The sequence below is a fragment of the Microbacterium sp. AC026 genome, assembly GCF_979258475.1.
In genome coordinates, this window is sequence record NZ_OZ409857.1 from 2414992 (window position 1) to 2436851 (window position 21860).

At 67.8% G+C, this 21860-nt stretch carries 24 protein-coding genes and 2 pseudogenes; 19 read left to right on the forward strand and 7 right to left on the reverse strand.

The annotated features are described in order from the left end of the window. The first annotated feature begins 3 nt into the window (after window positions 1–3). From ACZZ93_RS12065 to ACZZ93_RS12075, 3 genes are all read left to right on the forward strand, one after another. Entirely contained in the window at window positions 4–216 is a 213-nt protein-coding gene (locus ACZZ93_RS12065) for a hypothetical protein (protein WP_053098096.1), read from the forward strand. A gap of 99 nt (window positions 217–315) precedes the next feature. Further along, on the forward strand, window positions 316–489 hold the full coding sequence (locus tag ACZZ93_RS12070) for a CsbD family protein (RefSeq protein WP_053098095.1): 174 nt from the start codon (window positions 316–318) through the stop codon (window positions 487–489). An 86-nt stretch (window positions 490–575) separates the two neighbouring features. Next, complete coding sequence (locus ACZZ93_RS12075) at window positions 576–1439, forward strand: hypothetical protein (protein WP_463511170.1); 864 nt, start codon at window positions 576–578, stop codon at window positions 1437–1439. Between the two features lie 14 nt (window positions 1440–1453). Here the strand turns inward: ACZZ93_RS12075 and ACZZ93_RS12080 are convergent, their stop codons facing one another. Next, window positions 1454–2110, reverse strand: coding sequence for a TetR/AcrR family transcriptional regulator (locus ACZZ93_RS12080; protein WP_463511171.1), 657 nt, complete (start codon window positions 2108–2110; stop codon window positions 1454–1456). 150 nt (window positions 2111–2260) lie between these two features. Here ACZZ93_RS12080 and ACZZ93_RS12085 point away from each other — a divergent pair, with 150 nt between their 5' ends. The 6 genes from ACZZ93_RS12085 (at window position 2261) to ACZZ93_RS12110 (ending at window position 9542) form a co-directional block, all read left to right on the forward strand. Next, on the forward strand, window positions 2261–4228 hold the full coding sequence (locus tag ACZZ93_RS12085; RefSeq protein ID WP_463511172.1) for a glycoside hydrolase family 2 TIM barrel-domain containing protein: 1968 nt from the start codon (window positions 2261–2263) through the stop codon (window positions 4226–4228). After that, entirely contained in the window at window positions 4195–4791 is a 597-nt protein-coding gene (locus tag ACZZ93_RS12090; RefSeq protein WP_463511173.1) for a DUF4982 domain-containing protein, read from the forward strand. The genes ACZZ93_RS12085 and ACZZ93_RS12090 overlap by 34 nt, the downstream gene beginning before the upstream one ends. Window positions 4792–4854: 63 nt before the next feature. Continuing rightward, window positions 4855–6213, forward strand: coding sequence for an MFS transporter (locus ACZZ93_RS12095; RefSeq protein ID WP_463511174.1), 1359 nt, complete (start codon window positions 4855–4857; stop codon window positions 6211–6213). Between the two features lie 28 nt (window positions 6214–6241). Beyond that, window positions 6242–7486 (forward strand): glycoside hydrolase family 1 protein, encoded by a 1245-nt coding sequence (locus ACZZ93_RS12100; RefSeq protein ID WP_463507327.1) that lies wholly within the window; start codon window positions 6242–6244, stop codon window positions 7484–7486. Beyond that, window positions 7486–8841 carry a hypothetical protein gene (locus tag ACZZ93_RS12105; protein ID WP_463511175.1) on the forward strand — a complete coding sequence of 452 codons (1356 nt, stop codon included), beginning with the start codon at window positions 7486–7488 and terminating at the stop codon, window positions 8839–8841. The genes ACZZ93_RS12100 and ACZZ93_RS12105 overlap by 1 nt, the downstream gene beginning before the upstream one ends. Further along, complete coding sequence (locus tag ACZZ93_RS12110; RefSeq protein WP_463511176.1) at window positions 8796–9542, forward strand: hypothetical protein; 747 nt, start codon at window positions 8796–8798, stop codon at window positions 9540–9542. The genes ACZZ93_RS12105 and ACZZ93_RS12110 overlap by 46 nt, the downstream gene beginning before the upstream one ends. A gap of 120 nt (window positions 9543–9662) precedes the next feature. On the opposite strand, the gene ACZZ93_RS12115 is transcribed toward ACZZ93_RS12110, so the two are convergent. Further along, window positions 9663–10379, reverse strand: a complete 717-nt coding sequence (locus tag ACZZ93_RS12115) for a winged helix-turn-helix transcriptional regulator (RefSeq protein WP_463511177.1) — start codon at window positions 10377–10379, stop codon at window positions 9663–9665. A gap of 90 nt (window positions 10380–10469) precedes the next feature. Here ACZZ93_RS12115 and ACZZ93_RS12120 point away from each other — a divergent pair, with 90 nt between their 5' ends. Beyond that, a complete protein-coding gene (locus ACZZ93_RS12120) occupies window positions 10470–11303 on the forward strand; it encodes a class I SAM-dependent methyltransferase (RefSeq protein WP_463511178.1) in 834 nt (277 codons plus the stop codon). A 75-nt stretch (window positions 11304–11378) separates the two neighbouring features. Here the strand turns inward: ACZZ93_RS12120 and hxlA are convergent, their stop codons facing one another. Both hxlA and hxlB read right to left on the reverse strand, forming a co-directional pair. Beyond that, window positions 11379–12002: a 3-hexulose-6-phosphate synthase gene (hxlA, locus tag ACZZ93_RS12125; protein WP_053098088.1), complete on the reverse strand. Its 624-nt coding sequence runs from the start codon at window positions 12000–12002 to the stop codon at window positions 11379–11381. A gap of 46 nt (window positions 12003–12048) precedes the next feature. Next, window positions 12049–12630 carry a 6-phospho-3-hexuloisomerase gene (gene hxlB, locus ACZZ93_RS12130; protein WP_053098087.1) on the reverse strand — a complete coding sequence of 194 codons (582 nt, stop codon included), beginning with the start codon at window positions 12628–12630 and terminating at the stop codon, window positions 12049–12051. A gap of 94 nt (window positions 12631–12724) precedes the next feature. Between hxlB and ACZZ93_RS12135 the strand changes: the two genes are divergently transcribed. Further along, entirely contained in the window at window positions 12725–13552 is an 828-nt protein-coding gene (locus tag ACZZ93_RS12135) for a helix-turn-helix transcriptional regulator (RefSeq protein WP_463511179.1), read from the forward strand. 102 nt (window positions 13553–13654) lie between these two features. After that, window positions 13655–13971: pseudogene (locus tag ACZZ93_RS12140) on the forward strand (DUF2277 domain-containing protein). Between the two features lie 7 nt (window positions 13972–13978). Here ACZZ93_RS12140 and ACZZ93_RS12145 read toward each other — a convergent pair. Further along, window positions 13979–14581, reverse strand: coding sequence for a TetR/AcrR family transcriptional regulator (locus tag ACZZ93_RS12145; RefSeq protein WP_400339104.1), 603 nt, complete (start codon window positions 14579–14581; stop codon window positions 13979–13981). 94 nt (window positions 14582–14675) lie between these two features. Between ACZZ93_RS12145 and ACZZ93_RS12150 the strand changes: the two genes are divergently transcribed. The 5 genes from ACZZ93_RS12150 (at window position 14676) to ACZZ93_RS12170 (ending at window position 18328) form a co-directional block, all read left to right on the forward strand. After that, the gene (locus ACZZ93_RS12150; RefSeq protein ID WP_157557453.1) at window positions 14676–15302 is read left to right on the forward strand and encodes a stage II sporulation protein M; all 627 of its coding nucleotides are present in this window, start codon (window positions 14676–14678) and stop codon (window positions 15300–15302) included. A 122-nt stretch (window positions 15303–15424) separates the two neighbouring features. Next, on the forward strand, window positions 15425–16252 hold the full coding sequence (locus ACZZ93_RS12155; protein WP_053098083.1) for a DUF4397 domain-containing protein: 828 nt from the start codon (window positions 15425–15427) through the stop codon (window positions 16250–16252). Continuing rightward, entirely contained in the window at window positions 16252–16917 is a 666-nt protein-coding gene (locus tag ACZZ93_RS12160; protein WP_463511180.1) for a class F sortase, read from the forward strand. Before ACZZ93_RS12155 ends, ACZZ93_RS12160 begins: the two co-directional genes overlap by 1 nt. A gap of 33 nt (window positions 16918–16950) precedes the next feature. Further along, entirely contained in the window at window positions 16951–17511 is a 561-nt protein-coding gene (locus ACZZ93_RS12165) for an RNA polymerase sigma factor (protein WP_150115128.1), read from the forward strand. After that, on the forward strand, window positions 17495–18328 hold the full coding sequence (locus ACZZ93_RS12170; protein WP_463511181.1) for an anti-sigma factor: 834 nt from the start codon (window positions 17495–17497) through the stop codon (window positions 18326–18328). Before ACZZ93_RS12165 ends, ACZZ93_RS12170 begins: the two co-directional genes overlap by 17 nt. 50 nt (window positions 18329–18378) lie before the next feature. On the opposite strand, the gene ACZZ93_RS12175 is transcribed toward ACZZ93_RS12170, so the two are convergent. Together ACZZ93_RS12175 and ACZZ93_RS12180 are read right to left on the reverse strand one after the other, a co-directional pair. Beyond that, the gene (locus ACZZ93_RS12175; RefSeq protein WP_463511182.1) at window positions 18379–18870 is read right to left on the reverse strand and encodes a FadR/GntR family transcriptional regulator; all 492 of its coding nucleotides are present in this window, start codon (window positions 18868–18870) and stop codon (window positions 18379–18381) included. Between the two features lie 125 nt (window positions 18871–18995). Then, a pseudogene (locus ACZZ93_RS12180) lies at window positions 18996–19139 on the reverse strand (hypothetical protein); the annotation flags it as partial. Between the two features lie 89 nt (window positions 19140–19228). On the opposite strand from ACZZ93_RS12180, the gene ACZZ93_RS12185 reads away from it, so the two are divergent. Both ACZZ93_RS12185 and ACZZ93_RS12190 read left to right on the forward strand, forming a co-directional pair. After that, the gene (locus ACZZ93_RS12185) at window positions 19229–20827 is read left to right on the forward strand and encodes an ABC transporter substrate-binding protein (RefSeq protein WP_463511183.1); all 1599 of its coding nucleotides are present in this window, start codon (window positions 19229–19231) and stop codon (window positions 20825–20827) included. Window positions 20828–20902: 75 nt separating this feature from the next. Next, complete coding sequence (locus tag ACZZ93_RS12190; protein ID WP_463511184.1) at window positions 20903–21859, forward strand: ABC transporter permease; 957 nt, start codon at window positions 20903–20905, stop codon at window positions 21857–21859. The last annotated feature ends 1 nt before the right edge of the window (window position 21860 follow it).

Here is a 21860-nt window from a genome sequence, read left to right on the forward strand (position 1 = left end):
ACCATGCGAAACAAGATCCTCCTCATCGGCGCCATCGCCTTCGTCGCCTACGTCGTGGGCAGTCGGGCAGCGACCGTGCAGGTGAACAAGGGCGAGTCCGTGCGGCACCAGCTGGTGCGCATGTGGAACGACCCGAAGGCGAAGAAGGAACGCGCCAAGGCAGCCAAGAAGGCGGCGAAGGCGGCCGAGAAGGCACTCGACAAGGTCCGCCGCTGACACCCCTCCACAGACTTATCGTCGGTCGCGACACGCAACGGCGATAAGACGTCGGGAATCCTCCCGCCGTCACGATCACCCTCACGAAAGGAGCTCCTCATGGGACTCGATGACAAGATCAAGAACGCCGCTCAGGACATCGCCGGCAAGGCGAAGGAAGCGATCGGCAACGCGACCGACAACGACAAGCTCGCCGCCGAAGGCAAGGCCGACCAGGTCAAGGCCGACGCGAAGAAGGCCGGCGAGAACGTCAAGGACGCATTCAAGAAGTAAGACCCCGGCGCGGGCGGATGGAGCGGTGTCACGCTCCATCCGCCCGTTGCTGTGCGCGGCGAGGATGCCGTGAGACGATGCCGGGGATGGATGCTGCCGCTGATGACGAGCTTCGCGAGCTACGGGCTCGTGCCTACGGTCCGCGTGCTGACATCGCGAGCGACCCGTCCGCGGTCCGCCGACTCGAGGAGCTCGAATCCTCGCGCAGCGCGGCGTCGACCGGGGGCGCGGCGGGATCCCAGGCCGCTGGCGCCGCATCCGTTGTGGCCTCCGTTGCCGACTCGGCGCGCGCCGAGCTGCGGGTGGTGCATCCCTCGGCCGATGCATCGCGCGAGAGCGGTGACCTGCTCGACCGACTGGACGACGAGTCCACGTGGGACGAGCCGGTCGCGCCCGCGGCGTCGCGCGAGGTGACCGGGTGGCCGGGGCGCCTGGCGAGGTGGCGAGCACCGCTGTGGGTGGCCTCCGTGGCGGCGTCGGCCGCGCTCGCGGCATCGATCGCCTACGCCTTCGCCGTGGTCCCTCCCGTGTCGTCTTCTGCGGGTGCGCCGCAGATCGAGACGCTCGAGCTCACGAGATCCGGAATGATCGCGCCGGGGTGGTTCGGCGCGGAGAAGGATGCGGCATCGGCCGAGTTCTCCGGCCTGACGGTCTTCCTGACGCCCGGGTGGTACGCCGACTCGGGAGAGCGTTCCTCGGAGAACGTCTGTCTCAATGTCGTCAGGAACGACCAGCTGCCCGATGTGCGTGACTTCACCGAGACGTCCTGGAGTTTCGAGGGCCAACGGTACGCGGCGTGCGGCGTGGGTGCATTCCCGCCGACCGTCGCGGTGCCGTTCGACTCCGGGACCCCCGACGAGCTCGCCGAGCGCTTCCCGTCAGGCGTGGCGCTGCAGTTCGTGCTCGACGGCGACCATGTCGGAGTCTTCCTCGACAGCGGCGAGGAGTAGATCCCGACGCACCGTCAGTGTGCGGCGGTGTCAGCCTCTCGATGGGCGTCCGGGGCGTCCCGGGCGGTCGGGAAAGCGGGGATCACGCTCCGGAGATAAGCCCGCAGCACCCGGTCGATGTCCGTGTTGTCGCGGTTATAGAGCCATTGGATCTGCAGCCCGTCCATCAGTGCGAGATAGGTCGACGCAAGGGTGTCGGAGTCCTCGTCCGACCTGAGTTCCCCGTCGCCGCGCACCTCGTCGAACGCGCGGGCGAGATACTGCCGGAGGCGGTCGTACTGCAGGCGATGATGCTCGTGCGCCGGATGCTCGGTCGCCGTGGCATCCGCGCGCAGCAGGCTGTACAGCTGGATGAGGCCTGGGCGGTCGGCGTTCTGGGTCGAGACTTCGAGCACGGCGGCCAGTGAGTCGATCCCTCGGGTGTCGCGGATGCGCTCGGCGTCCTCGTCCTGGCGCTGGTCCAGCACTTCGGTGAGAAGCTCCTCCTTGCTTCGGAAGTGGTGTCCGAGACCGCGGCGGCTGATGCCGGCACGGTCCGCGATGTCATTGAGAGAGGTGGCGAAGTAGCCGACCTGTGCGAAGCCCTGCATCCCCGCCTCGAGGATCCGCTGACGCACGGCTGCGCTCTTCGCGTAGGGGCCGCGGCCCCCGTGTGTGGCGTCGTTCGTCATGTCTTCTCCTGACCGCTCCGGTCCTCTCGACGACGTCCCGGGCACCTTCGAGAGTACTTCGAATGAAATTACCCATCTGTGGCGTATTTCGTGCTATCTTCATGAAAACCGCCATGCCTGGGTATTTTGGCGGACGTCAAGGAGGATGCTGTGCTGTCAGAGTCGATCGCAAGAGACGATGTCGAGAGTCGTGAGGACCGGCGAGCGTCGACGGGTCGCTTCCTCTTCACCGACGGCTGGGCATATCGCAGCAAAGTGACCGCCTTCCAGGAGCTCGGCGGCAGCTCGGCATCCGAATGGACTTCGGTGCACCTCCCGCATGACGCGCTCATCGCGCAGGAGCGCCGCGCTGACGCGCCGCGAGGAGAGACCAGCGGGTACTTTCCCGGTGGAGCGTTCGAGTATCGGAGGACGCTCGAGGTTGCTGCCGAGCTCGCTGGCCGTCTGATGCGGCTCGAGTTCGACGGCGTGTACCGCGATGCAGCCGTCTACGTGAACGGTCACCTCGCCGGACAGCGGGCGTTCGGCTACTCCCGTTTCTCGGTGCGGATCGACCCGTTCCTGGTCTTCGGGGCCGAGAACGAGATCCGAGTGGAGTGTCGTACCCACCTCGACAGTCGCTGGTATGCAGGAGCGGGCATCTACCGTGATGTGCATCTCGTCGTGAAGGACGCGGTCCACATCGTGCGTGACGAGTTGAGAGTGAGCACGCCGAGTGTCGACACCGACAGCGCTGTGGTCGAGATCGCCGCCGTCGTGGAGAACAGCGGTGCGTTGACGCGGACGTACCGCCTCGAGGTCGACGTCGTCGGGACATCGGGCGAGATCGCCGCAGCGGGAAGCTCGCCCGTGACTCTGCTGCCCGGCAGTCGCGCGACCGTTCGGCGGCGGCTGTTCCTCGAGGATCCGGCGCTGTGGAGCGTCGACGCGCCGAACCTCCACGACGTGCTGATCACGTTGCGCGACCCCGTGGACGAGCGCGTGGTCGACGAGGAGAACGCGGTCGTCGGCATCCGATCACTGCAGCTGGATCCCCGCCATGGCCTCCGCATCAACGGCGAGGTCGTGAAGCTGCGCGGCGCCTGCATCCATCTCGACAACGGCCCCCTCGGCGCGGTGTCGATGCGCGCCGCGGAGGAACGGAAGATCGCCCGCCTGAAAGAGGCGGGGTTCAACGCGATCCGCAGCTCGCACTGCCCGATGAGCACCGCGCTGCTCGAAGCCTGCGACCGACTCGGGATGCTGGTGATGGATGAGACGTTCGACGTCTGGACATCGGCCAAGAGCGACTACGACTACTCGTTCGACTTCCCCGAGTGGTGGGAGCGCGACATCGAGGCGTTGGTCGCGAAGGACTTCAACCACCCGAGCGTGATCTTCTATTCGATCGGCAACGAGATCCCCGAGACCGGAACGCCGATCGGCTCGACCTGGGGTCGCCGACTCGCGGAGAAGGTGCGGTCGCTGGACTCGACGAGATTCGTGACCAACGGCATCAATCCGTTCGTGGCGATGCTCGACACGATCGTGCCGCAGATGAAGGCGCGTCGCGAGGCGAGTGCGCCTGAGACGGCGGGCGGGGTCAACACGATGATGGCGGGGTTCGGCCAGATGATGGGTCATATCCAGTCTTCCGATGCGGCGACCGAGCGCACGGAGGAGTCGTTCGCGGTGCTCGACGCTGCGGGCATGAACTACTCCGACGCCAGATACGTCCAAGACCGCGAGCGCTTCCCTGACCGGATCATCGTGGGCACCGAGACGTGGCCCAGTTCGATCGCCGGCAATTGGGAGCTCGTACAGGCCGACCCGCGAGTCATCGGGGACTTCACCTGGACCGGCTGGGACTACCTGGGCGAGACGGGTCTCGGCACCGTCCGGTACCTGCCTTCCGCCGAGGCGGGCGACACCGCCCCGACATCGGGCTTCTCGGGGGATTCCCCGAACTCACGGCCTGGTGTGGCGACATCGACATCATCGGCACGCGGCGTCCGGTTTCCTACTTCCGCGAGACGGTCTTCGGCCTGCGGTCTGAACCGTATATCGCCGTCGAACGACCCGCCGTCCACGGTGTCCCGGTCGCGGTGGCAACGCCCTGGTCGTGGACCGATTCGCTGAACAGCTGGTCCTGGGCCGGATTCGAGGGGCGCCCGGTGGAGGTCGAGGTGTACAGCGACGCAGACGAGATCGAGCTCCTGCTCGACGGGGCCGTGATCGGCCGCAGTCGGGTGGGAGACCCCGCGCCGTTTCGTGCCGCCTTCACGACGACGTACAACCCGGGAACGCTCGAAGCGGTCGCGTATACCGACGGAGTCGAGACGGGAAGAAGCATGCTTCGCAGCGCGTCGAGCGATCTGCGGCTCTCGGTCGAGGTCGAGCGTGCTGTGCTCCGCCACGACGGCACCGATCTCGGCTTCATCGAGGTGGCACTCACGGATGCGACCGGAACGGTGCACGCCGCCCGCGATCAGGCCGTGACGGTCACCGTCGAGGGCGCGGCCGTGCTGCAGGCTCTCGGCAGCGGCGCACCGGCAACCCGGGAGACCTTCTCGGCCGACACGCATCACACCTTCGACGGGCGCGCACTCGCCATCATCCGTCCGATCGGCACCGGAGACATCACAGTCACTGTCTCGTCCGAGTTCGCGAATCCAGTGAGCGTCGCCCTGACGGCATCCTGACCGACCCCGCACCTTCACCAGACACCCGCACACACGCCACGCACGCCAGACAAAGGAGTCACCATGAGCACCGACGACCACACCGCACCGGGGACCACCCCTGTGACCGCAGGAGTCAGCGACCCGCTGCTGAACGCAGCGACCGTCCCCGAGGAGCCGGTCTTCACCGAGACAGGCACCCTCATCGTGCGCGAGAGGGTGAGCAGAGCCTTCATCGCCCTCCTCGCACTCGGCCTGTTCGGCACCTACCTCGCATTCGTCACCCCGATCGCCATCTCGCTCGCTCTGCGGGTCAACGTCCTCGCGCCCGAAAACCCGGAGTACCTCGGTCTGCTGCTCGGCATCGGCTCGCTCGCCGCGCTGCTGGTCGGGCCGCTGGGTGGGCAGCTGAGCGACCGCACAAGATCACGCTTCGGGCGCCGCCGTCCCTGGCTCATCGGCGGTGTACTGCTCGGACTCGTCGGTCTCACCGTGATGGCTCTCGGCCCGAACGTCCTCGTGCTGGGTCTCGGGTGGATCATCGCCCAGATCGGTCTGAGCCAGGCCGCCAACCTCTTCACGACGATTCAAGCCGACAAGCTGCCCGAGTCGCAGCGAGGACGCGTCGCCGCGATCACCGGGTTCGTGACGATGGTCGCGCCTGTGGTCGGTGCGGTGGTCGGCGGTCGATTCGCCACTCAGCCGTTCCTCCTCTTCCTCGTCCCCGGTGCCGTCGCGCTCGTCTTCGTCTTCGTCTTCGTGCTGTTCTACAAGGACGCCGACAGTCGTTCGCTGACCTTCGACGGACCCCTCTCGGTGAAGGGCGTGCTCTCGGGGTACGTCTTCAACCCGAAGCGCTACCCCGACTTCGCCTGGAACTGGTTGGGCCGCTTCCTGTTCTTCTTCGGGCTCACGCTCAACACGACCTACACGGCTTACTTCTTCGCACAGCGCCTGGACATTCCCGTCATCGAGATCGGCGACACCGTCGCGACCGTCGGCCTGATCGGCATCCTGGGCACCATCGTGGGCGTCTTCGCCGGTGGGTTCCTGTCTGACAGGCTTCGTCGTCGTAAGCCGTTCGTCCTGGGCTCGGCGATCCTGTTCGGGGTCGGAGCCATCGTCATGGTCCTCGCGCCCGACTTCACGCTGCTCATCATCGGCTCGCTGCTGACGAACCTGAGCATCGGGGTCTTCTCGGCGGTGGATCAGGCGCTGTTCCTCGACGTGCTTCCCGAAAGGGACACCGAAGCGGGTCGCTTCGTCAACATCACGCAATTCGCCACCACCATCCCCCAGGCGCTGGCGCCACTCGTCGCGTCCGGTGTCCTGACGCTGATCGCCACGGAGGGAGGACCGAACTATTCGGTGCTCTATGTGGCTGCAGCCGTGCTCGTCGTGATCGGTGGATTCGTCATCCTCCGCGTCAAGTCCGTCCGCTGAATCGCTATACGCACGAAGGATCTCCGAGATGACCGACACCTCCTCCGCGTTCCTCTGGGGTGCGGCGACTGCGCCGCACCAGGTCGAGGGCAACAACGTCAACAGCGACTGGTGGCTCTATGAGCAGCTGATGCCGCACTTCGGCCTGAGCGGCGACGCGGTCGACAGCTATCACCGGTATGAAGAAGACATGCGGCTGTTGGCGGATGCCGGTCTCACCGCCTACCGCTTCGGCATCGAATGGTCGAGGGTCGAACCGATCGCGGGAGAGTACTCACGAGCGGCGCTGGCACATTACCGCCGCATGATCGACACCGCACAAGGGCTCGGTCTCACGCCCGTCGTCACCCTTCACCACTTCACGAGTCCGCGCTGGTTCGTCGAAGAGGGCGGGTGGCTGGGGGACACCGCCATCGACCGGTTCGCGGCCTATGTGACCCGGGTCGTGGAGATCCTCGACGGCGTCGACTGGGTGTGCACGATCAACGAGCCCAACATGCTCGCCCTGATGGTGCTGATGTCGCGATCGATCAACCCGGACGCCGTACCGTCGTTCATCACCCCCACGGTGCAGCCGGGCGAAGGGTTCGTGCTTCCCCGTCCGTCTCTCCACGTCGGTGAACGGCTCGTCGAGGCTCACCTCGCTGCGCGCGCCGTGCTGAAGGAGCGCACCAGCGCCCGGGTCGGATGGACGCTGGCGAATCTCAATCTGTGGGCGAAGCCCGAGAACGAGGTGTACCTCGAGGCCGAGCGTCACGCACGGGAGGATCTCTATCTCCGAGCGGCGCGCGACGATGACTTCATCGGTGTGCAGGCCTACTCGACGCAGGAGATCGATGCGCAGGGATTCGTGGCGGCTGAGCCGGGACCGGAGAACACGCTGGTCGGAACCTACTACCGTCCGGATGCTCTCGAATCGGCCGTGCGGCACGCCTGGGAAGTGACCGGCGGCGTGCCGATTCTCGTGACCGAGAACGGGCTGGCTACGGCCGACGACGATCGTCGAATCGCATACACGACAGGGGCGCTCCGCGGACTGGCCACCGCGATCGATGACGGTATCGATGTGCGCGGTTATCTGCACTGGTCTCTGCTCGACAACTTCGAATGGGGCCACTGGGAGCCGACGTTCGGTCTCATCTCCGTCGATCGAGAGACTTTCACGCGCACACCGAAACCGAGTCTGGCGTGGTTGGGCGAAGTCGCCGCGAGCGATGGGGGCGCGATCGGCATCGGTTTCCCTCGGGCGCGCCTGGCGGAGGGAGCGCGCTGATGGGCGTCGCGATCAACCGGCGCGAGGTCGTGAGCCGTCACGACGTCACCGTCAGCACGCCCGACCCCGAGCACGTTCTCACGGTCGGCAACGGCGACTTCGCCTACACCGCCGACATCACGGGCATGCAGACGTTCACGGCGTTCCACGATCAGTCCCTGGCGGTCAGGGAGGGCCGAGTCGCGGTCAACACGGCGACGATGAGCTCCTGGGGATGGCACGAGATGCCCAACCCCGAGGGTTTCGTCCTCGACGACGCGATGTCCGAGCACCTCACCCGCCGAGGAGCTGTGCGTTACCCCGACCGCCACGACATGGAAGGTGCGATGCGCGGCCAGGTCGCTGACGAGAACCGGGCCGGCGCTTGGTTGAACGCGAACCCGCAGCGGCTGGATCTCGGTCGCATCGGCTTCGCGTTCGACGACCCGGCAACGGGCCCTGAGGCGCTGCGGGACACGCGGCAGACGCTCGACCTGTGGTCGGGGGTCATCCGCTCGGCATTCGTCTTCGACGGGCAACCCGTATCCGTTCAGACGGTGTCGGCCCCCGACGAGTCGCTCGTGGCCTTCCGCATCCACTCTCCGCTGATGGGCGACGGACGGCTGAGGGTCGCGCTGCGTTTCCCCTACGCACATCCGGGGTTCTTCCAGACCTCCGACTGGTCCTCGCCGGAGCGCCACGAGTCCGCCCTCGAGTCGACTGATCTCGGTGCTCGGATCATCCGCACCCTCGATGACACGGCCTATGGGGTCGAACTCGGTTTCACCGGTGGCAGCATCAGTCGGATCGCAGCTCATGCGTTCGAGCTGCGATCCGACGGCGACGATCTCGACCTCATCGTCCGCTTCACCGAGGAGAGCGCCCGAGAACTGCCCACCTTCGACGAGGTGGCCTCGGCCTCGGCGCTCTCGTGGGAGCGCTTCTGGAACTCGGGCGCCGCGGTCGACTTCGCCGGAACGGACGATGCTCGCGCTGCAGAACTCGAACGCCGGATCGTGCTCTCGCAGTACCTCACAGCCGTGAACTCCGCTGGAGTGATGCCGCCGTCGGAGACCGGACTCATCACCAACTCCTGGTCGGGCAAGTCACATCTGGAGATGCACTTCTGGCACGCCGCGCACTTCGCGACCTGGGGTCGCCCCGAGCTGCTCGAACGCAGCCTCGGGTGGTATCGCGCTATCGCCGACCGGGCGCGGGCGACTGCCGACGGGCAGGGCTATCCGGGGATCCGTTGGCCCAAGCAGGTCGGCCCGGAGGGAGGGAGAGCCCCGACCCGATCGGCTCTTTCCTCGTCTGGCAGCAGCCGCACGTGCTCTACCTGCTGGAGCTCGTGTGGAGAGCGTCGGACGCGGTGAAGCGCGCCGCGCTGATCGACGAGTTCGGCGATCTCGTCGTGGGCACTGCGGAGTTCATGGCCGCTTTCGCAGAAGAGCGTGGCGGCCGTTTCCACCTGCTCGGGCCGCTCATGCCGGCGCAGGAGTTCTATGACGTGACCACCACCGAGGATCCCACGTACGAGCTCGCATACTGGTGGTGGGGGCTGGAGATTGCCCAGCGGTGGCGCGAGCGTGCGGGTGAACCTCGACGAGAGGACTGGTCCGCCGTGCAGAACGGACTGACCTCGCCTCATGTCGAGAACGGGCGCTACACGGCCATCGCCACCGCGCCGTACCTTCGTCGCGACGATCATCCGTCGTTGCTGGCCGCGTTCGGAGTGCTGCCATCGACGCCTGTGATCGACCCGAGCATCATGCGCGCGACGCTCGACGACGTCCTGCGCACATGGGAGTGGCCGTCGGCGTGGGGGTGGGACTTCCCGGTGCTCGCCATGACCGCCTCCCGGCTGGGATCGGCCGACGTCGCCATCGATGCGCTGATGCGCGACGAGGTGAAGAACCGATTCACCGCGGTCGGGCACAACAGTCAGATGGGTTCGATCCTCCCGATCTACCTGCCAGGCAACGGCTCGCTTCTCGCCGCCGTCTCGATGCTCGCCACGCACGGGTTCCCACCGACGTGGACCGTCGCCACCGAAGGCTTCTCTCCATGGCCGTGAATGACAGCATCCGTCCCGGTGAGGTCTGGCTCGACACGACGGGTGCGCTGATCCAGGCCCACGGCGGTTCGGTGCTCTACGAGAACGGCACGCTCTACTGACACGGCGAGACTAACGCCCTTAGGCGCTCGCGCCCGCACCCTCCGGCGCACCCACCGGCGCACCCACCCGCGGCACCGCGGCATATCCCGGGCGCATGAACCACGACGGCAGCGCTCGCCGCAGGTCGCTCGGGCCGGTTGCGGTGGCGTCTTCGGCGAGCAGCAGCGTCGTCCATTCGATGTCCCCGCGCCAGAACCGGGTCAGCGCTCGGAGCGTGCAGCGCACTTCGACCGACACGTCGTACCCGGGGTCGGCGTCGCACACGTCGGCCTCGCCGTCGTGGATCACCAGCCACCACCGGCGCTGCGCCGGACTCGCGTCCGTGAAGTGCAGTGCGATCACCGTGCGCGCATCGGGGACGGTGCCGTGATCGACGTTGCGGTGCATGTCCCACAGCAGCAGCTTGGGGTCGAGGTCGGCGTCTCCGAGCTCGCCGATCCAGCGCACCCCCCACGCCGAGAGCTGTTCGACGACCGGACGCAATTCGGCACCCGCGACGGTGAGCACGTAGCGGACGTCAGCACCCTGGGCGATCCGCTCGATGAGGCCGGCACGCTGCAGCTGGTCGAGTCGATGGGACAGCAGCGTCGGCGACATGCGGGGGAGGCCGCGGCGCAGCTCGTTGAAGTGCTCGGTGCCGAGCAGAAGCTCACGCAGCAGGAGCATCGTCCACCGCTCGTCCAGCAGCTCCATCGCCTTGGCGACGGGGCAGAACTGATAGTAGGGGGCGCCCACGGACCTCACGATAGACCCGGTACAGATCGGATACTAGAGCGGTCTGCGCGGGGTTCGTAGCGTGAGGATCACAAGGCAGAGGAGCCCACCATGAACACCACCACCACCGACCTCCAGGCCGACGCCGACCGCGCGCTGAAGGCGAAGCACAGAGTCGTCTGGGCGCTCGGCGACTATTCGGCCGTCGCGCGCGAAGTGATCCCCCAACTCGGTCGCGTGCTCGTCGCCGAGAGCCGCATCGGGCCCGGCGATCGCGTGCTCGACGTCGCCGCCGGCACCGGCAACGCGTCGATCGAAGCTGCGCGCACCGGCGCATCCGTGGTCGCGAGCGACCTCACGCCCGAGCTGCTCGAGATCGGCAGGCAGGATGCTGCACGGCAGGGCGTCGAACTCGCCTTCGAGGAGGCGGATGCCGAGGCGCTGCCCTATGCGGACGACTCTTTCGATGCCGTGCTCTCGTGCGTCGGCGTCATGTTCGCGCCGCATCACGAGGTGGCGGCCGGCGAGCTGACGCGGGTGGTGCGCGCCGATGGACGGCTGGCGTTGATCAACTGGACGCCGGAGGGGTTCGTCGGACAGTTGTTCGCCACGCTCAAGCAGTTCGTCCCCGCGCCGCCTGCCGGTGTGCAGCCGCCGCCGCTCTGGGGTGACGAGGAGCACGTACGCGCCCTCCTCGGAGACCGCGTGACCGAGCTGTCGACGCAGCGTCGGCAGCTGCCGGTCGACAGGTTCGCGTCGGGTGCGGAGTTCCGGGACTTCTTCCGGGACTTCTACGGCCCGACCGCGGCGGCGTACCGAGGCATCGGCGACGACCAACAGCGGCGAGCAGAGCTGGATGATGCGCTCGCCGACCTCGGCGATCGTCACCTCGAGGACGGTCGGATGCCGTGGGAGTACCTGCTCATGACGGCCCGCGTCGTCTAGAGCGGCGCCGTCGGGGCGTTCGACGCACGAAGGGGCCGACCGGGCATCGCCGGTCGGCCCCTCTCTGTGCGGTCGTCAGCTGATCGCGGCGCGCAGCTCGGCGGCGGCGTCTCCGACGTTCTCGGCGCTGTAGATCGCGCTGCCCGCGACGGCGACCTGCGCCCCGGATGCCTGGACGGCGGCGATGCTCGAGGCGTTGACGCCGCCCGCGACGGAGAAGGCGACGCCGGATGCGGTGCCGTCGGTGAGCAGGCTGTCGAGCGAGTAGCCGTCCTGCGCCTGCTCGTCGAGACCCGCGTGCATCTCGACGAACTCGGCACCGAGGCCGATGACCTGCTGCGCGCGGGCGGGCTTGTCGGCGACGCCGATCAGATCCACGACGATGCCCTTGCCGTGCTTCTTCGCGGCCTTCACCGCGCCGGTGATCGTGCTGTCGTCGGCCACGCCGAGCACCGTCACGAGATCCGCACCCGCGCCGAAGGCGATGTCGGCCTCGAGTTCACCGGCATCCATGGTCTTGAGGTCGGCGAAGATCACCTTGTCGGGGTGGGCGCTCTTCAGGGCGGTGATCGCCGAAAGGCCCTCGCTCTTGATCAGCGGGGTGCCGAGCTCGAGGATGTCGACATGCGCGGCCGCGGCGGCGGCGAGCTCGAGGGCCTTCTCGGTGCTGAGCGTGTCGATGGCGAACTGCAGTTTCATGGGTGTTCCGTTCGTTCTGCGGGGTGGATGGTGGGGCGGCAGCCGCTCATTCGAGGTTCGCGTGGCGCGGCCAGAGGTCGTCGGCGCTGGTGCCCTGGCGCTGCCAGAGGGCGTGGAAGAGCCCGTCGCCGATGACGACGACCGCCTGCTCGAACAGGCTCGCCGCGTACTGGTGCGAGGCGTCGGCCGTGCGGTCCAGCTTCTGGGCGGCAGGCACCCGCACGACGACGTCGGCGAGCTCTGACAGGGGCGATGTCGCTGCGGTCGTGAGCGCGCCGATGCGCGCCCCGACCGACGAGGCGCGCTGCGCGGCTCGCACGATCGATTCCGTCGTTCCCGACCCGCTCGCCGTCAGCAGCAGGTCGTCGGCCTCGATTGCCGGAGTGGTGGTGTCGCCCACCACATGCACGTCGAGTCCCAGGTGCATGAGGCGCATCGCGGTCATTCGCAGGGCGAGCCCTGAGCGGCCGGCTCCGAGCACGAAGACGCGCCGGGCATCTACGACGAGGTCTGCCAGATCGATGAGCTGATGCGCGTTCGCGACGCTCGTGCGCTCCGCGACGCGGAGCAGCTCGTTGGCGATGAGGGAGATGGCGGCGCCGGGCGACATCGTGGCGGTGAGAGGCATGTCTCCACTCTTGCGATCGCGCGACCTTCGGGCGCTCCCGCCTCGGGACCGTTCCACCTACCCGAAGGGAGAGGGACGAATAGAGTAGGTGATCATGAGCATCGAAGAGCATGCTGGGCCGGCGGGATCACGCCGACTGGCCGCAGACCACGCGCTCGCCCTCGCCGAGCAGCGGGACCGCTACGCCCTCACCCTCGAATCCCTGCTCGCGACGCTGCGCTCGCAGCGGCTCGACGACCGGGCGGCACGCACGATCGCGGTCGATGTCGCGGCCGGTGCACTGGTCGGACTGCGGACGCACAACGATGAGCAGGGAGCAGGACTCGAGCCGGTGACGGGCGCCTTCGAGCGTCTGCGCGGCGATCTGCGCCCGCTCGTGCGATACAGCGAACTCGACGTGCAGTTCGTCGAGCCCCCGGCCAACGGTCGCGCGCTCCCCGGGGTGATCGCCCACTCTGCGCGCTCGATCGTGAGAAGCACCGTGCTGGCGATCGTCGACCGCGGAGAGACGCGACGCGTGCGCATCCAATGGGACTGCGACGGATTGAACCTGCTGATCGCGATCCGCGACGACGGCCGAGGAGACCTGACGACGCACGACGACGCACTTCGCCCGATCGCCGAGCAGGTCTCTGCACTGTCAGGCGACCTGTCGGTGGCCTCGACACCCGGATGGGGGTCGGAGGTCGTCATCCGCCTTCCTCTCGATCCACCGGCCGAGCCGGGCGATCTGCCGGATGCGATCGACGCCAGCCCGCGAGAGCGCGATGTGTTGCGACTGGTGTCGGCGGGGCGCCGCAACCGCGAGATAGCCGAGACGCTGAACGTGAGCGAGAACACGGTGAAGTTCCACGTGTCGAACCTGCTGCGCAAGTCCGGGGCGGCGTCACGCGTAGAGCTCGCGGCCATCGTGCGCGGCTGACCACCCCTTCGGGTGGGGCTGCGCCTGCTCGGAAGGATAGGTGGGGAAGTCGTCGGTCCGATGCCTCTTGACTCCGGCGCTCAGCGCTCTACCCTGGCAGGCATGTGCCGCAACATCGTTCCTCTGAACAACCTCGCCCCACCGGCCACCGATGACGAATGCCATGAGGCCGCAGTGCAGTTCGTGCGCAAGATCTCGGGTGCGAACGCCCCTCCCGCGCCAACAGGGAGGTGTTCGACCGTGCTGTCGCTGAGATCGAGAAGTCGGTGCGACATCTGCTCGATGACCTCGTCACGACCGCACCCCCGAAGGACCGCGACGAGCAGCGCGAGAAGCGACAGGCTCGCTCAGCCGAGCGGTACGAGGCGATCCGGGTCTTCCAAGAGGCCAAGCGCGCGGCGAAGGCGGCGGCGGACTGAGCCCTCGCTAGTCGTCGCGGAACACGGCATCGACCGCCATCGTGAGCGTGTTCGTCTCGGATCCGAGGATCGATTCGTCCGAGGGGAGCGCCCGTTCGAGGGCGAGGCCGGCGAGGACGGAGTTGAGGAAACGCGCGCGCGTGGCGTTGTCTCCGGCCGGGAGTGAGCCTTCGTCTTCGAGGACGGACAGCCAGTGCTCGACCCTGCGCTGCCCTTCGCGCTCGATGGCCAGGTAGGCATCACGGAGTTCGTCCGTGAGCTCGGGTTCGATGAAGGTCCGGTGCAGGATCGTGGCTGCCTCGCGTGCCTGCGCCCCGACGCCTGACGGAGCGAGCACCTGCCTCAGACATGCGAGGAGCCGCTCCTTCGCGGTCAGCGACTCATCGTGGATCGGGTCGTCCGGTGCGATCACCTCGTAGACCACGCGGAGGACCTCGTCGAGCAGCGCCCGCTGCGTCGGGAAATGGAAGCGCAACGACCCGGTGCTCACGCCAGCCCGCGCTGCGACCGCGCGGACGCTGAGCTTCGCGCCGCGTGATTCGCCGAACATCGTGAGTGCCGCGTGCAGGATGCGGTCCTTCGTCGGCAGCATGCTCGGGTCGGCGGTCATCATCCCATTCTCCACGACCCCCGGTGACACAGTGTGTTAGCGTGGCGTGCGTCCCTTACTAACACACCGTGTTAGTCCATCGACGGGAGCACCCATGACACTCATCCGCAGGCCTTTCCAGATCATCCGCTCGAACCTCCGCGTCTACGCGCTTCTCAATGCGCTCGCCTACGGCACCTTCGCGATCGGCTTCATCCTCGGGCTGCTCTTCCCCGACCTGGTCGCCGGCCGCGCCCAGGCGCTGGAGGACGACGGCACAGCGAGCCTCGTCACCTCTCTGCTCAGCAGCCCCTGGCTCTTCGCGCTGACGATCCTGGCGGTCAACACCCTGCGGCTCGGCGCCCTCACGATCCTGCTGCCCTCGCTCGTCGTGCCGTTCCTCGGACTCGCGACGTTCGCGGTCTGGTCGGTGACGACCGGAGTGACCCTCGTGCCGACGACGCCGGAGGGGTGGGTCGCGCTGATCCCGCATTCGCTGACTCTCGTGATCGAGCTGCAGGCCTACATCCTCCTGCTGCTGGGCGCGTTCCTGCTGGGCCGGTACTGGGTTCGCCCACAGGCGATCGGTGCGCGGAATCGACGCGCGGCCTACCTGCGCGGACTCCAGCACATCGGCTGGCTGAGCCTGCCCGCCCTCGCGCTGCTCATCATCGGGGCGCTCTACGAGGCCTTCTCGCTGCTCTACTTCGTGTACCCGTTGCAGCAGTGGCTGCTCGGATAGCCGGAACGGACATCGACACGGCGATCTGAGAAATCTTTATCCAGGTGCATCCAAACCCGGCGCTCCCGGAGAACAACTCCTATGAAGGGCCGCACAGGGCGGTCCGGGTACAGGAGGAACAGATGCGCAAGACAGTCGCCGCCGGCCTCGCCGTCGGAATGATCACCGCTCTCGGTCTGGCCATGCCGGCCGGCGCCGCCACCACCCAGGCCGCACAGCTCTCGGTGCTGCACGCGATCCCCGACACCCCCGTCGACGTGTACGTGAACGGCGAGCTCACCCTCGACGACTTCGCGCCCGGAGACCTCGCCGGACCGCTCGAGCTGCCCGCCGGTTCGTACGAGGTGGCGCTCACCGCTCCCGATGCCGCCGACGCCAGCGCGCCCATCCTCGGCCCCGCGACCCTCGCTCTCGAAGCAGGCGGGAACTACACCGCCGTGGCCCACCTGACCGAAGCGGGCGAACCCGGTCTCAACCTCTTCACCAACGACATCTCGCAGACGGCTCCCGGCCAGGGGCGACTCACCGTGCGTCACACCGCCGCGGCGCCCGCAGTCGACATCCTCGCGGGCGGATCGCCCGTGATCGAGAACCTCACGAACCCGAACGAGGCCAAGCTCGACCTCCCCGCGGGCACCGTGTCGGCCGCCGTCGCTCTGACCGGCACGACCGACCCGGTCATCGGTCCGGCAGACGTCGCGATCGAAGAGGGCGTCAACACGATCGTCTACGCGTGGGGCAGTGCCGAAGACGGCAACCTCGCGATCGCCGCACAGACGATCTCGGGACTCCACTCGAACCCCGACGGAGTGCCCTCCGGCACCGCGGGCTACCTCGCTGAGCAGGATGCCTCGGCGAACGCCCTCCTCTCGGCGGGTCTCGTCGCCCTCGCGATCGCGACCGCCGTGGGTGCGGGCCTGATCGTCCGTCGCCGCCAGACGGTGCGCTGATGCTCCGAGGCACGCTGCGGACGGCCCGTCTGCGCCGCGTCATCATGACGCTCGGCGCCCTGGTCACCGCGGCGTGCCTCGTGGCATGCACACCGGGAGGGGCGGGCGCGGATCTCCCTCCTTCCACGGAGTCGCCCCCCACGACTCCATCGCCCGTCCCTCCCACTCCCACGAGAGACGTCGCCGTGCGGCCGGGTGCTCTCCCCACCCCGACCGCATCCGTCGCTCCCGTGGGTCTGGCCATCCCGTCGCTCGCCATCGACATGCCGGTGACGGACGTCGGGGTGGCCGACTCCGGACAGATGGAACTGCCCGTCGACCCGGCCATCGCCGGCTGGTATCGATACGGAGCGGATGCCACGAGCACGAGCGGCCGGATTCTGATCGCAGCGCACGTCGACGCGATCGACTATCCGATCGGACCGCTCGCTCGCCTGCGGGACGTGCCCGCCGGCGAGACCATCCTCATCACGGCGGCCGACGGCACCAGCCGCGAGTTCGTGGTGCAGTCGCTGACCTACTACGAGAAGGCGGCACTGCCGACCGACGAGCTCTTCCAGCGTGGTGGCCCCTCGGCCCTGGTGCTGGTCACGTGCGGCGGACCTTTCGACAGCCAGACCGGGCACTACCGCGATAACGTGGTCGCGGTGGCGGTCCCGCGATGAGGCGGGGTGATCACCATGGAGAGGAGACTCCGGGTGGATGAGACCACCGAAGCCGAAGCGGCGCTCGACAGGCGCTTCGTCGCGGGCGACGAGCAGGCGCTCGCGGAGCTCTACCGGCGGTGGTCGCCGGTCGTCTTCACCCTGGCGCTGCGCTCGCTCGGCGATCGGGGGGATGCCGAGGACGTCACCCAGCGCACCTTCGTGTCGGCGTGGAACTCGCGTGCCGGATACGACTCGTCGAAGGCGCGACTGTCGACGTGGCTGATCACGATCGCGCGGCGCCGGATCGCCGACACGTTCGAGGCGCGCGCCAAGGTGCAGCAGCTGCAGGCCGAGATGGAACGACTCACTCCGCCCGACGCCCTCGTCTCCGAATCGATCGATCTGTCCGAGACGCTGCTGCTCTCGAGCGAGCTCCAGCAGCTCGCGCCGGATGCACAGGCCGTCATGCGACTGGCCTTCTACGATGACCTGACCCACGAAGAGATCTCACGCAGAATGGGGATGCCGCTCGGCACCGTGAAGAGCCATATCCGCCGAAGCCTTGCCCGCATGCGCGACCGATTGGAGGTGAACCGTGTCACATCTCGATGACGAGAAGATCGCCCTGATCGCGATGGGCGAACCGGCCGGATCCGACGCCGACATGGAACACCTCGTCGAGTGCGAGAACTGTGCCGCCGAGGTCGCTGCGATGTCGCGGGTGGCGCTCGTGGCGCGCTCCAGCGTCGTCGAGGGCGATCTGGAATCCCCGCCCGCCGACGTCTGGTCGAGGATCCACGGCGAACTCGGGCTGACCTCGGCGGTCGCTGCCGACCCGGCATCCGACGTCCACCCGCCGGAATCGGAGTCCGCATCGGCACCGGCTGCATCGGCACCGGTCTCGGCGGCCGGTCCGGCGACAGCGACTGAGGCGGATGCTGCGGAAGCGGCTGCGCCGCGACACCGGGCTCGTGTCCGTCCACGCCGCCGCTCGTCGGCCACCATGTGGATCCTCGCCGCGTCGATGGCGCTCGTCGTCGCGATCGGCGCCGGAGTCTGGATCGCCCGCACCCTCACGCCCTCCTCTGCCGTGATCGCCTCGGCCGAGCTCGCCGCGTTCCCCGACCACCCCGATGCGGAGGGACAGGCCCGGATCGACGACGACGGCGACGGCCGGCGCACGTTGACGGTGACCCTCGACGGCGACGAGCTCGTCGCCGGCGACTACCGCGAGGTGTGGCTGATCCGCGAGGACGGACAGGCGCTGATCAGCCTCGGGGTGCTCGACGACTCGTCGGGCACGTTCCGCGTCCCCGACAGTGTGGACCTCGACGAGTACCGCCTGGTCGACATCTCATTCGAGCCGGTCGACGGCGATCCTGCGCACTCGGGCGACTCGATCGTGCGCGGCGAGCTCGACTTCGCGTGAGAGGCGCTCCTCCGTCCCCGTAGCTCCGCGAGCGCGCCGTGGCTCTGGGTTCAGGCGCGCGCAGCGCCGGCCTGTGCGAGCACGCGCTGCAGCGGACGGTAGTGCTCGATCACCGCCTCGCGATACGCGTCGACGTCGCCTGCTCGGACGGCGGCGAGCATGTCGCCGTGCGCGACCGCAGTCTGGTGGATGTCATCGGGCTGATCGATGTCGAGCTGGGGCAGTACGGCCGTGTGCACATCCCAGAAGGCGCCGACGAGCTGGCCGACGAGACGGTTGCCGATCGCGTCGAAGAGCTTGGTGTGGAACAGGCGGTCGGCCTCGAGGAAGTGCTCGCCTCGGCTCGCCTTGTCGACCATCTCGGCGACGAGCTCATCGAGCTCTCCACCCTCGTCGACCTGGGCGGCCGCGACGACGCGCTCGGCCATCGAGAGGTCGAGAGCCAGGCGCACCTCGACCACCTCGCGCAGAGACTGGAGGGATCCTTCGGGTGAGAGGACCCCTCGGAAGACCAGCGCCTCGACCATCGGATCCAGCGACATCGCGCCGACGTAGGTGCCGTGGCCGTGCCGGACATCGACGATGTCGAGCGTCGACAGGGTGCGGATCGCCTCCTTACCGACGAGCGCGACACATCGAGCTCTTCGCAGAGCTCGGTCTCGGTCGGGAGTGGATCGCCGGGGGTCAGCCCGCGGGCGATGATGAGCTGCTTGATCTGATCCGCCGTCGTCGAGCGCCGCATCCGCGATGCCCTACTCGTGGTGGACTTCATCTGGTCTCCCTCTCGTCCCGACGCAAACGCTCTGATCATCTCACTCTTGTGATTCGATCGAACGTGTGTTTAGAGTACATCAGACATCAGATGTCCTCAAGATGTCCCCCACCCACCCTGGAGCACACATGAACCGACACGTCACCCGCCGCCGTGCGGGTCGATTCACGACACTGATCGCCGGCACCGTCGCCGCGTCGGTCGTCCTCGCCGGCTGCGCGGCCGGCGCGACCCCGGCAGCCGACGAGAGCGCATCCGCCGGCGACATCGACGCGGACGCGATCATCGAAGCGGGCATCTCGTACACGCTGAACGGCAGCTTCGACCCGATGGTGGCCTCCGGCGCCGTCACGGTCTCGGCGAACTGGCATGTCTTCGAAGGCCTGGTCGACCTCGACCCCGTCACGCAGGAGGCGGCGCCCGCGCTGGCCGCGGACCTCCCGACCCAGGTCGACGACACCACGTACGAGATCGATCTGCGCGAAGGAGCGACGTTCCAGAACGGCGACCCCGTCACTGCCGAGGATGTCGTCTTCAGCTACGAGCGGGTGCTGAACCCCGACAACAACTCACTGTTCCGCACCTTCATCGACTTCGTCGACACCGTCACCGCCGCCGACGAGGACACGGTGCAGATCACCACCGACTACCCGTTCTCGCTCATCAATGAGCGACTCGGCGTCGTCAAGATCGTTCCGAAGGCGGTCGTCGAGGCAGATCCCGAGGGCTTCGGAGCGAACCCCGTCGGCTCGGGCCCGTACTCGCTCGTCTCCGCCGTGCCCGAGGACAAGCTCGTCTTCGAGCGCTACGACGACTACAACGGCCCGCACCCGGCACGCGCTGCGGGCATGAACTGGAACCTGCTGTCCGACGCCTCCGCCCGAGTCACGGCGATGTCGACGGGCACGATTCAAGCCATGGAGGACGTGCCGTACATCGACGTCGACTCCCTGGCATCCGCGGCTGACGTCGAGAGCGTGCAATCCTTCGGGCTGCTGTTCATGATGTTCAACACGAAGGCAGCGCCCTTCGACGACGTACGCGTGCGCCAGGCGATGCACTACGCCCTCGACATGGACAAGATCATCGAGACCGGGATGCTCGGCAACGCGACCCCCGCGACCTCGTTCCTGCCCGAGACGTACCCGAACTACAACGAGGCCTCGACGGTCTACAGCTATGACCCCGAGAAGGCCGAGGAGCTGCTGGACGAAGCGGGCGTCGACGACCTGTCGATCACGCTGCTCACCACCGACACCGGCTGGGTGAAGGAGGTCGCGCCGCTCATCAAGGAGTCGCTCGACGCCATCGGCATCGACACCACGCTCGACATCGGGCAGTCGGCCGCCATGTACGAGAAGGTCGACTCCGGTGACTACACGGTCGCGATCGCACCCGGAGACCCATCGGTCTTCGGCGTCGACCCGGACCTGCTGATGAACTGGTGGTACGGCGAGAACGTCTGGACCCGGACCCGCACCAACTGGGCCGACTCGCCCGAGTATGCCGAACTGCGGACGCTCCTCGACTCCGCCGTGCGGCAGCAGGGCGACGAGCAGCAGGCCACGTGGGACGAGGCGTACGACCTGCTCTCCGACCAGGCAGTGCTCTACCCGCTGTTCCACCGCAAGCTGCCCACCGCATGGAGCAGCCAGGAGCTGGTCGGATTCGCCCCCGTCCCCACCACCGGCCTGTCGTTCCTCGACGTCGGCGTGGCGGCGAAGTAGCCCCGGCCCCCGCGGCGGGGGTGCGCGCCCGAGCGCACCCCCGCCACACCTCCCCGAACCTGGAAGGAGCGGCACGTGTCCAACACGCTCCGCCTCATCGGACGACGCCTGCTGCAGCTGCCGTTCATGATCCTCGGCATCACGTTCCTCGTGTTCTTCGTGATGTCGTTCTCCCCCGTCGACCCCGCGCGCACCGCGCTCGGAGAGACGGCATCCCCCGAGGCGCTCGAGGCGTACCGAGAGCAGTACGGCCTCGATCAGCCGCTGCTCGTGCGGTATTTCACATTCCTGCTCGGCCTGCTGCAGGGCAACCTCGGGACCTACTCGGCGCGCAGCCTTCCGGTGATCGACGAGGTCGTCCGCGCGTTCCCCGTCACCCTGGCGCTGACCTTCCTCGGCCTCCTCATCGCCGTCATCGTCGCCTTCGTGATCGGCGTCCTCGCCGCCGTCTATCGTGACCGCTGGCCCGACCAGCTCATCCGCATCATCGGGGTGGCGTCGCTGTCGACGCCCTCGTTCTGGCTCGCGATCCTGCTCATCCAGCTCTTCACCCTCGGGCTGAACGTGCTGCCCGCGTCCGGTCCCCTGCCCGATCCGTGGGCCGACCCGGCAGGGTGGCTCGCCCGCATGGCGCTGCCGGCCATCGCGCTCGCCGTTCCGGTGATCGGTCAGCTCTCCCGCGTCGTGCGCACCTCGATGGTCGAGGAGCTCGACCGTGACTACGTGCGCACGGCACTCGGCGCCGGCATCCCGCGGACCGTCGTCGTCGGTCGCAACGTGCTGCGCAACGCCCTGATCACGCCCGTGACCGTGCTCGGCCTGCGCATCGGCTACCTCATCGGCGGGGCGGTGGTGATCGAGATCATCTTCGCGATCCCCGGCATGGGCACCCTGATCCTCAACGGCGTGACCAACAACGAACCCAATCTCGTGCAGGGCGTGACTCTCGCAGTGTCACTGGCCTTCGTGGTGATCAACATCATCGTCGACCTCCTGTACGTGCTCATCAATCCCCGAATCCGGGCGGTGTGAC

Excerpts from the sequence above, each read along its gene's own strand:
- ACZZ93_RS12175 (WP_463511182.1), bottom strand. The coding sequence starts at position 18,870 with ATGTCGCTGGATCCGATGGTCGAGGCGCTGGTCTTCCGAGGGGTCCTC.
- ACZZ93_RS12155 (WP_053098083.1), top strand. The coding sequence starts at position 15,425 with ATGCGCAAGACAGTCGCCGCCGGCCTCGCCGTCGGAATGATCACCGCT.
- ACZZ93_RS12105 (WP_463511175.1), top strand. The coding sequence starts at position 7,486 with ATGGGCGTCGCGATCAACCGGCGCGAGGTCGTGAGCCGTCACGACGTC.
- ACZZ93_RS12150 (WP_157557453.1), top strand. The coding sequence starts at position 14,676 with ATGACACTCATCCGCAGGCCTTTCCAGATCATCCGCTCGAACCTCCGC.
- ACZZ93_RS12145 (WP_400339104.1), bottom strand. The coding sequence starts at position 14,581 with ATGACCGCCGACCCGAGCATGCTGCCGACGAAGGACCGCATCCTGCAC.
- ACZZ93_RS12135 (WP_463511179.1), top strand. The coding sequence starts at position 12,725 with ATGAGCATCGAAGAGCATGCTGGGCCGGCGGGATCACGCCGACTGGCC.
- ACZZ93_RS12065 (WP_053098096.1), top strand. The coding sequence starts at position 4 with ATGCGAAACAAGATCCTCCTCATCGGCGCCATCGCCTTCGTCGCCTAC.
- ACZZ93_RS12075 (WP_463511170.1), top strand. The coding sequence starts at position 576 with ATGGATGCTGCCGCTGATGACGAGCTTCGCGAGCTACGGGCTCGTGCC.
- ACZZ93_RS12100 (WP_463507327.1), top strand. The coding sequence starts at position 6,242 with ATGACCGACACCTCCTCCGCGTTCCTCTGGGGTGCGGCGACTGCGCCG.
- ACZZ93_RS12070 (WP_053098095.1), top strand. The coding sequence starts at position 316 with ATGGGACTCGATGACAAGATCAAGAACGCCGCTCAGGACATCGCCGGC.
- ACZZ93_RS12095 (WP_463511174.1), top strand. The coding sequence starts at position 4,855 with ATGAGCACCGACGACCACACCGCACCGGGGACCACCCCTGTGACCGCA.
- ACZZ93_RS12120 (WP_463511178.1), top strand. The coding sequence starts at position 10,470 with ATGAACACCACCACCACCGACCTCCAGGCCGACGCCGACCGCGCGCTG.
- ACZZ93_RS12080 (WP_463511171.1), bottom strand. The coding sequence starts at position 2,110 with ATGACGAACGACGCCACACACGGGGGCCGCGGCCCCTACGCGAAGAGC.
- ACZZ93_RS12160 (WP_463511180.1), top strand. The coding sequence starts at position 16,252 with ATGCTCCGAGGCACGCTGCGGACGGCCCGTCTGCGCCGCGTCATCATG.
- ACZZ93_RS12185 (WP_463511183.1), top strand. The coding sequence starts at position 19,229 with ATGAACCGACACGTCACCCGCCGCCGTGCGGGTCGATTCACGACACTG.
- hxlB (WP_053098087.1), bottom strand. The coding sequence starts at position 12,630 with ATGCCTCTCACCGCCACGATGTCGCCCGGCGCCGCCATCTCCCTCATC.
- hxlA (WP_053098088.1), bottom strand. The coding sequence starts at position 12,002 with ATGAAACTGCAGTTCGCCATCGACACGCTCAGCACCGAGAAGGCCCTC.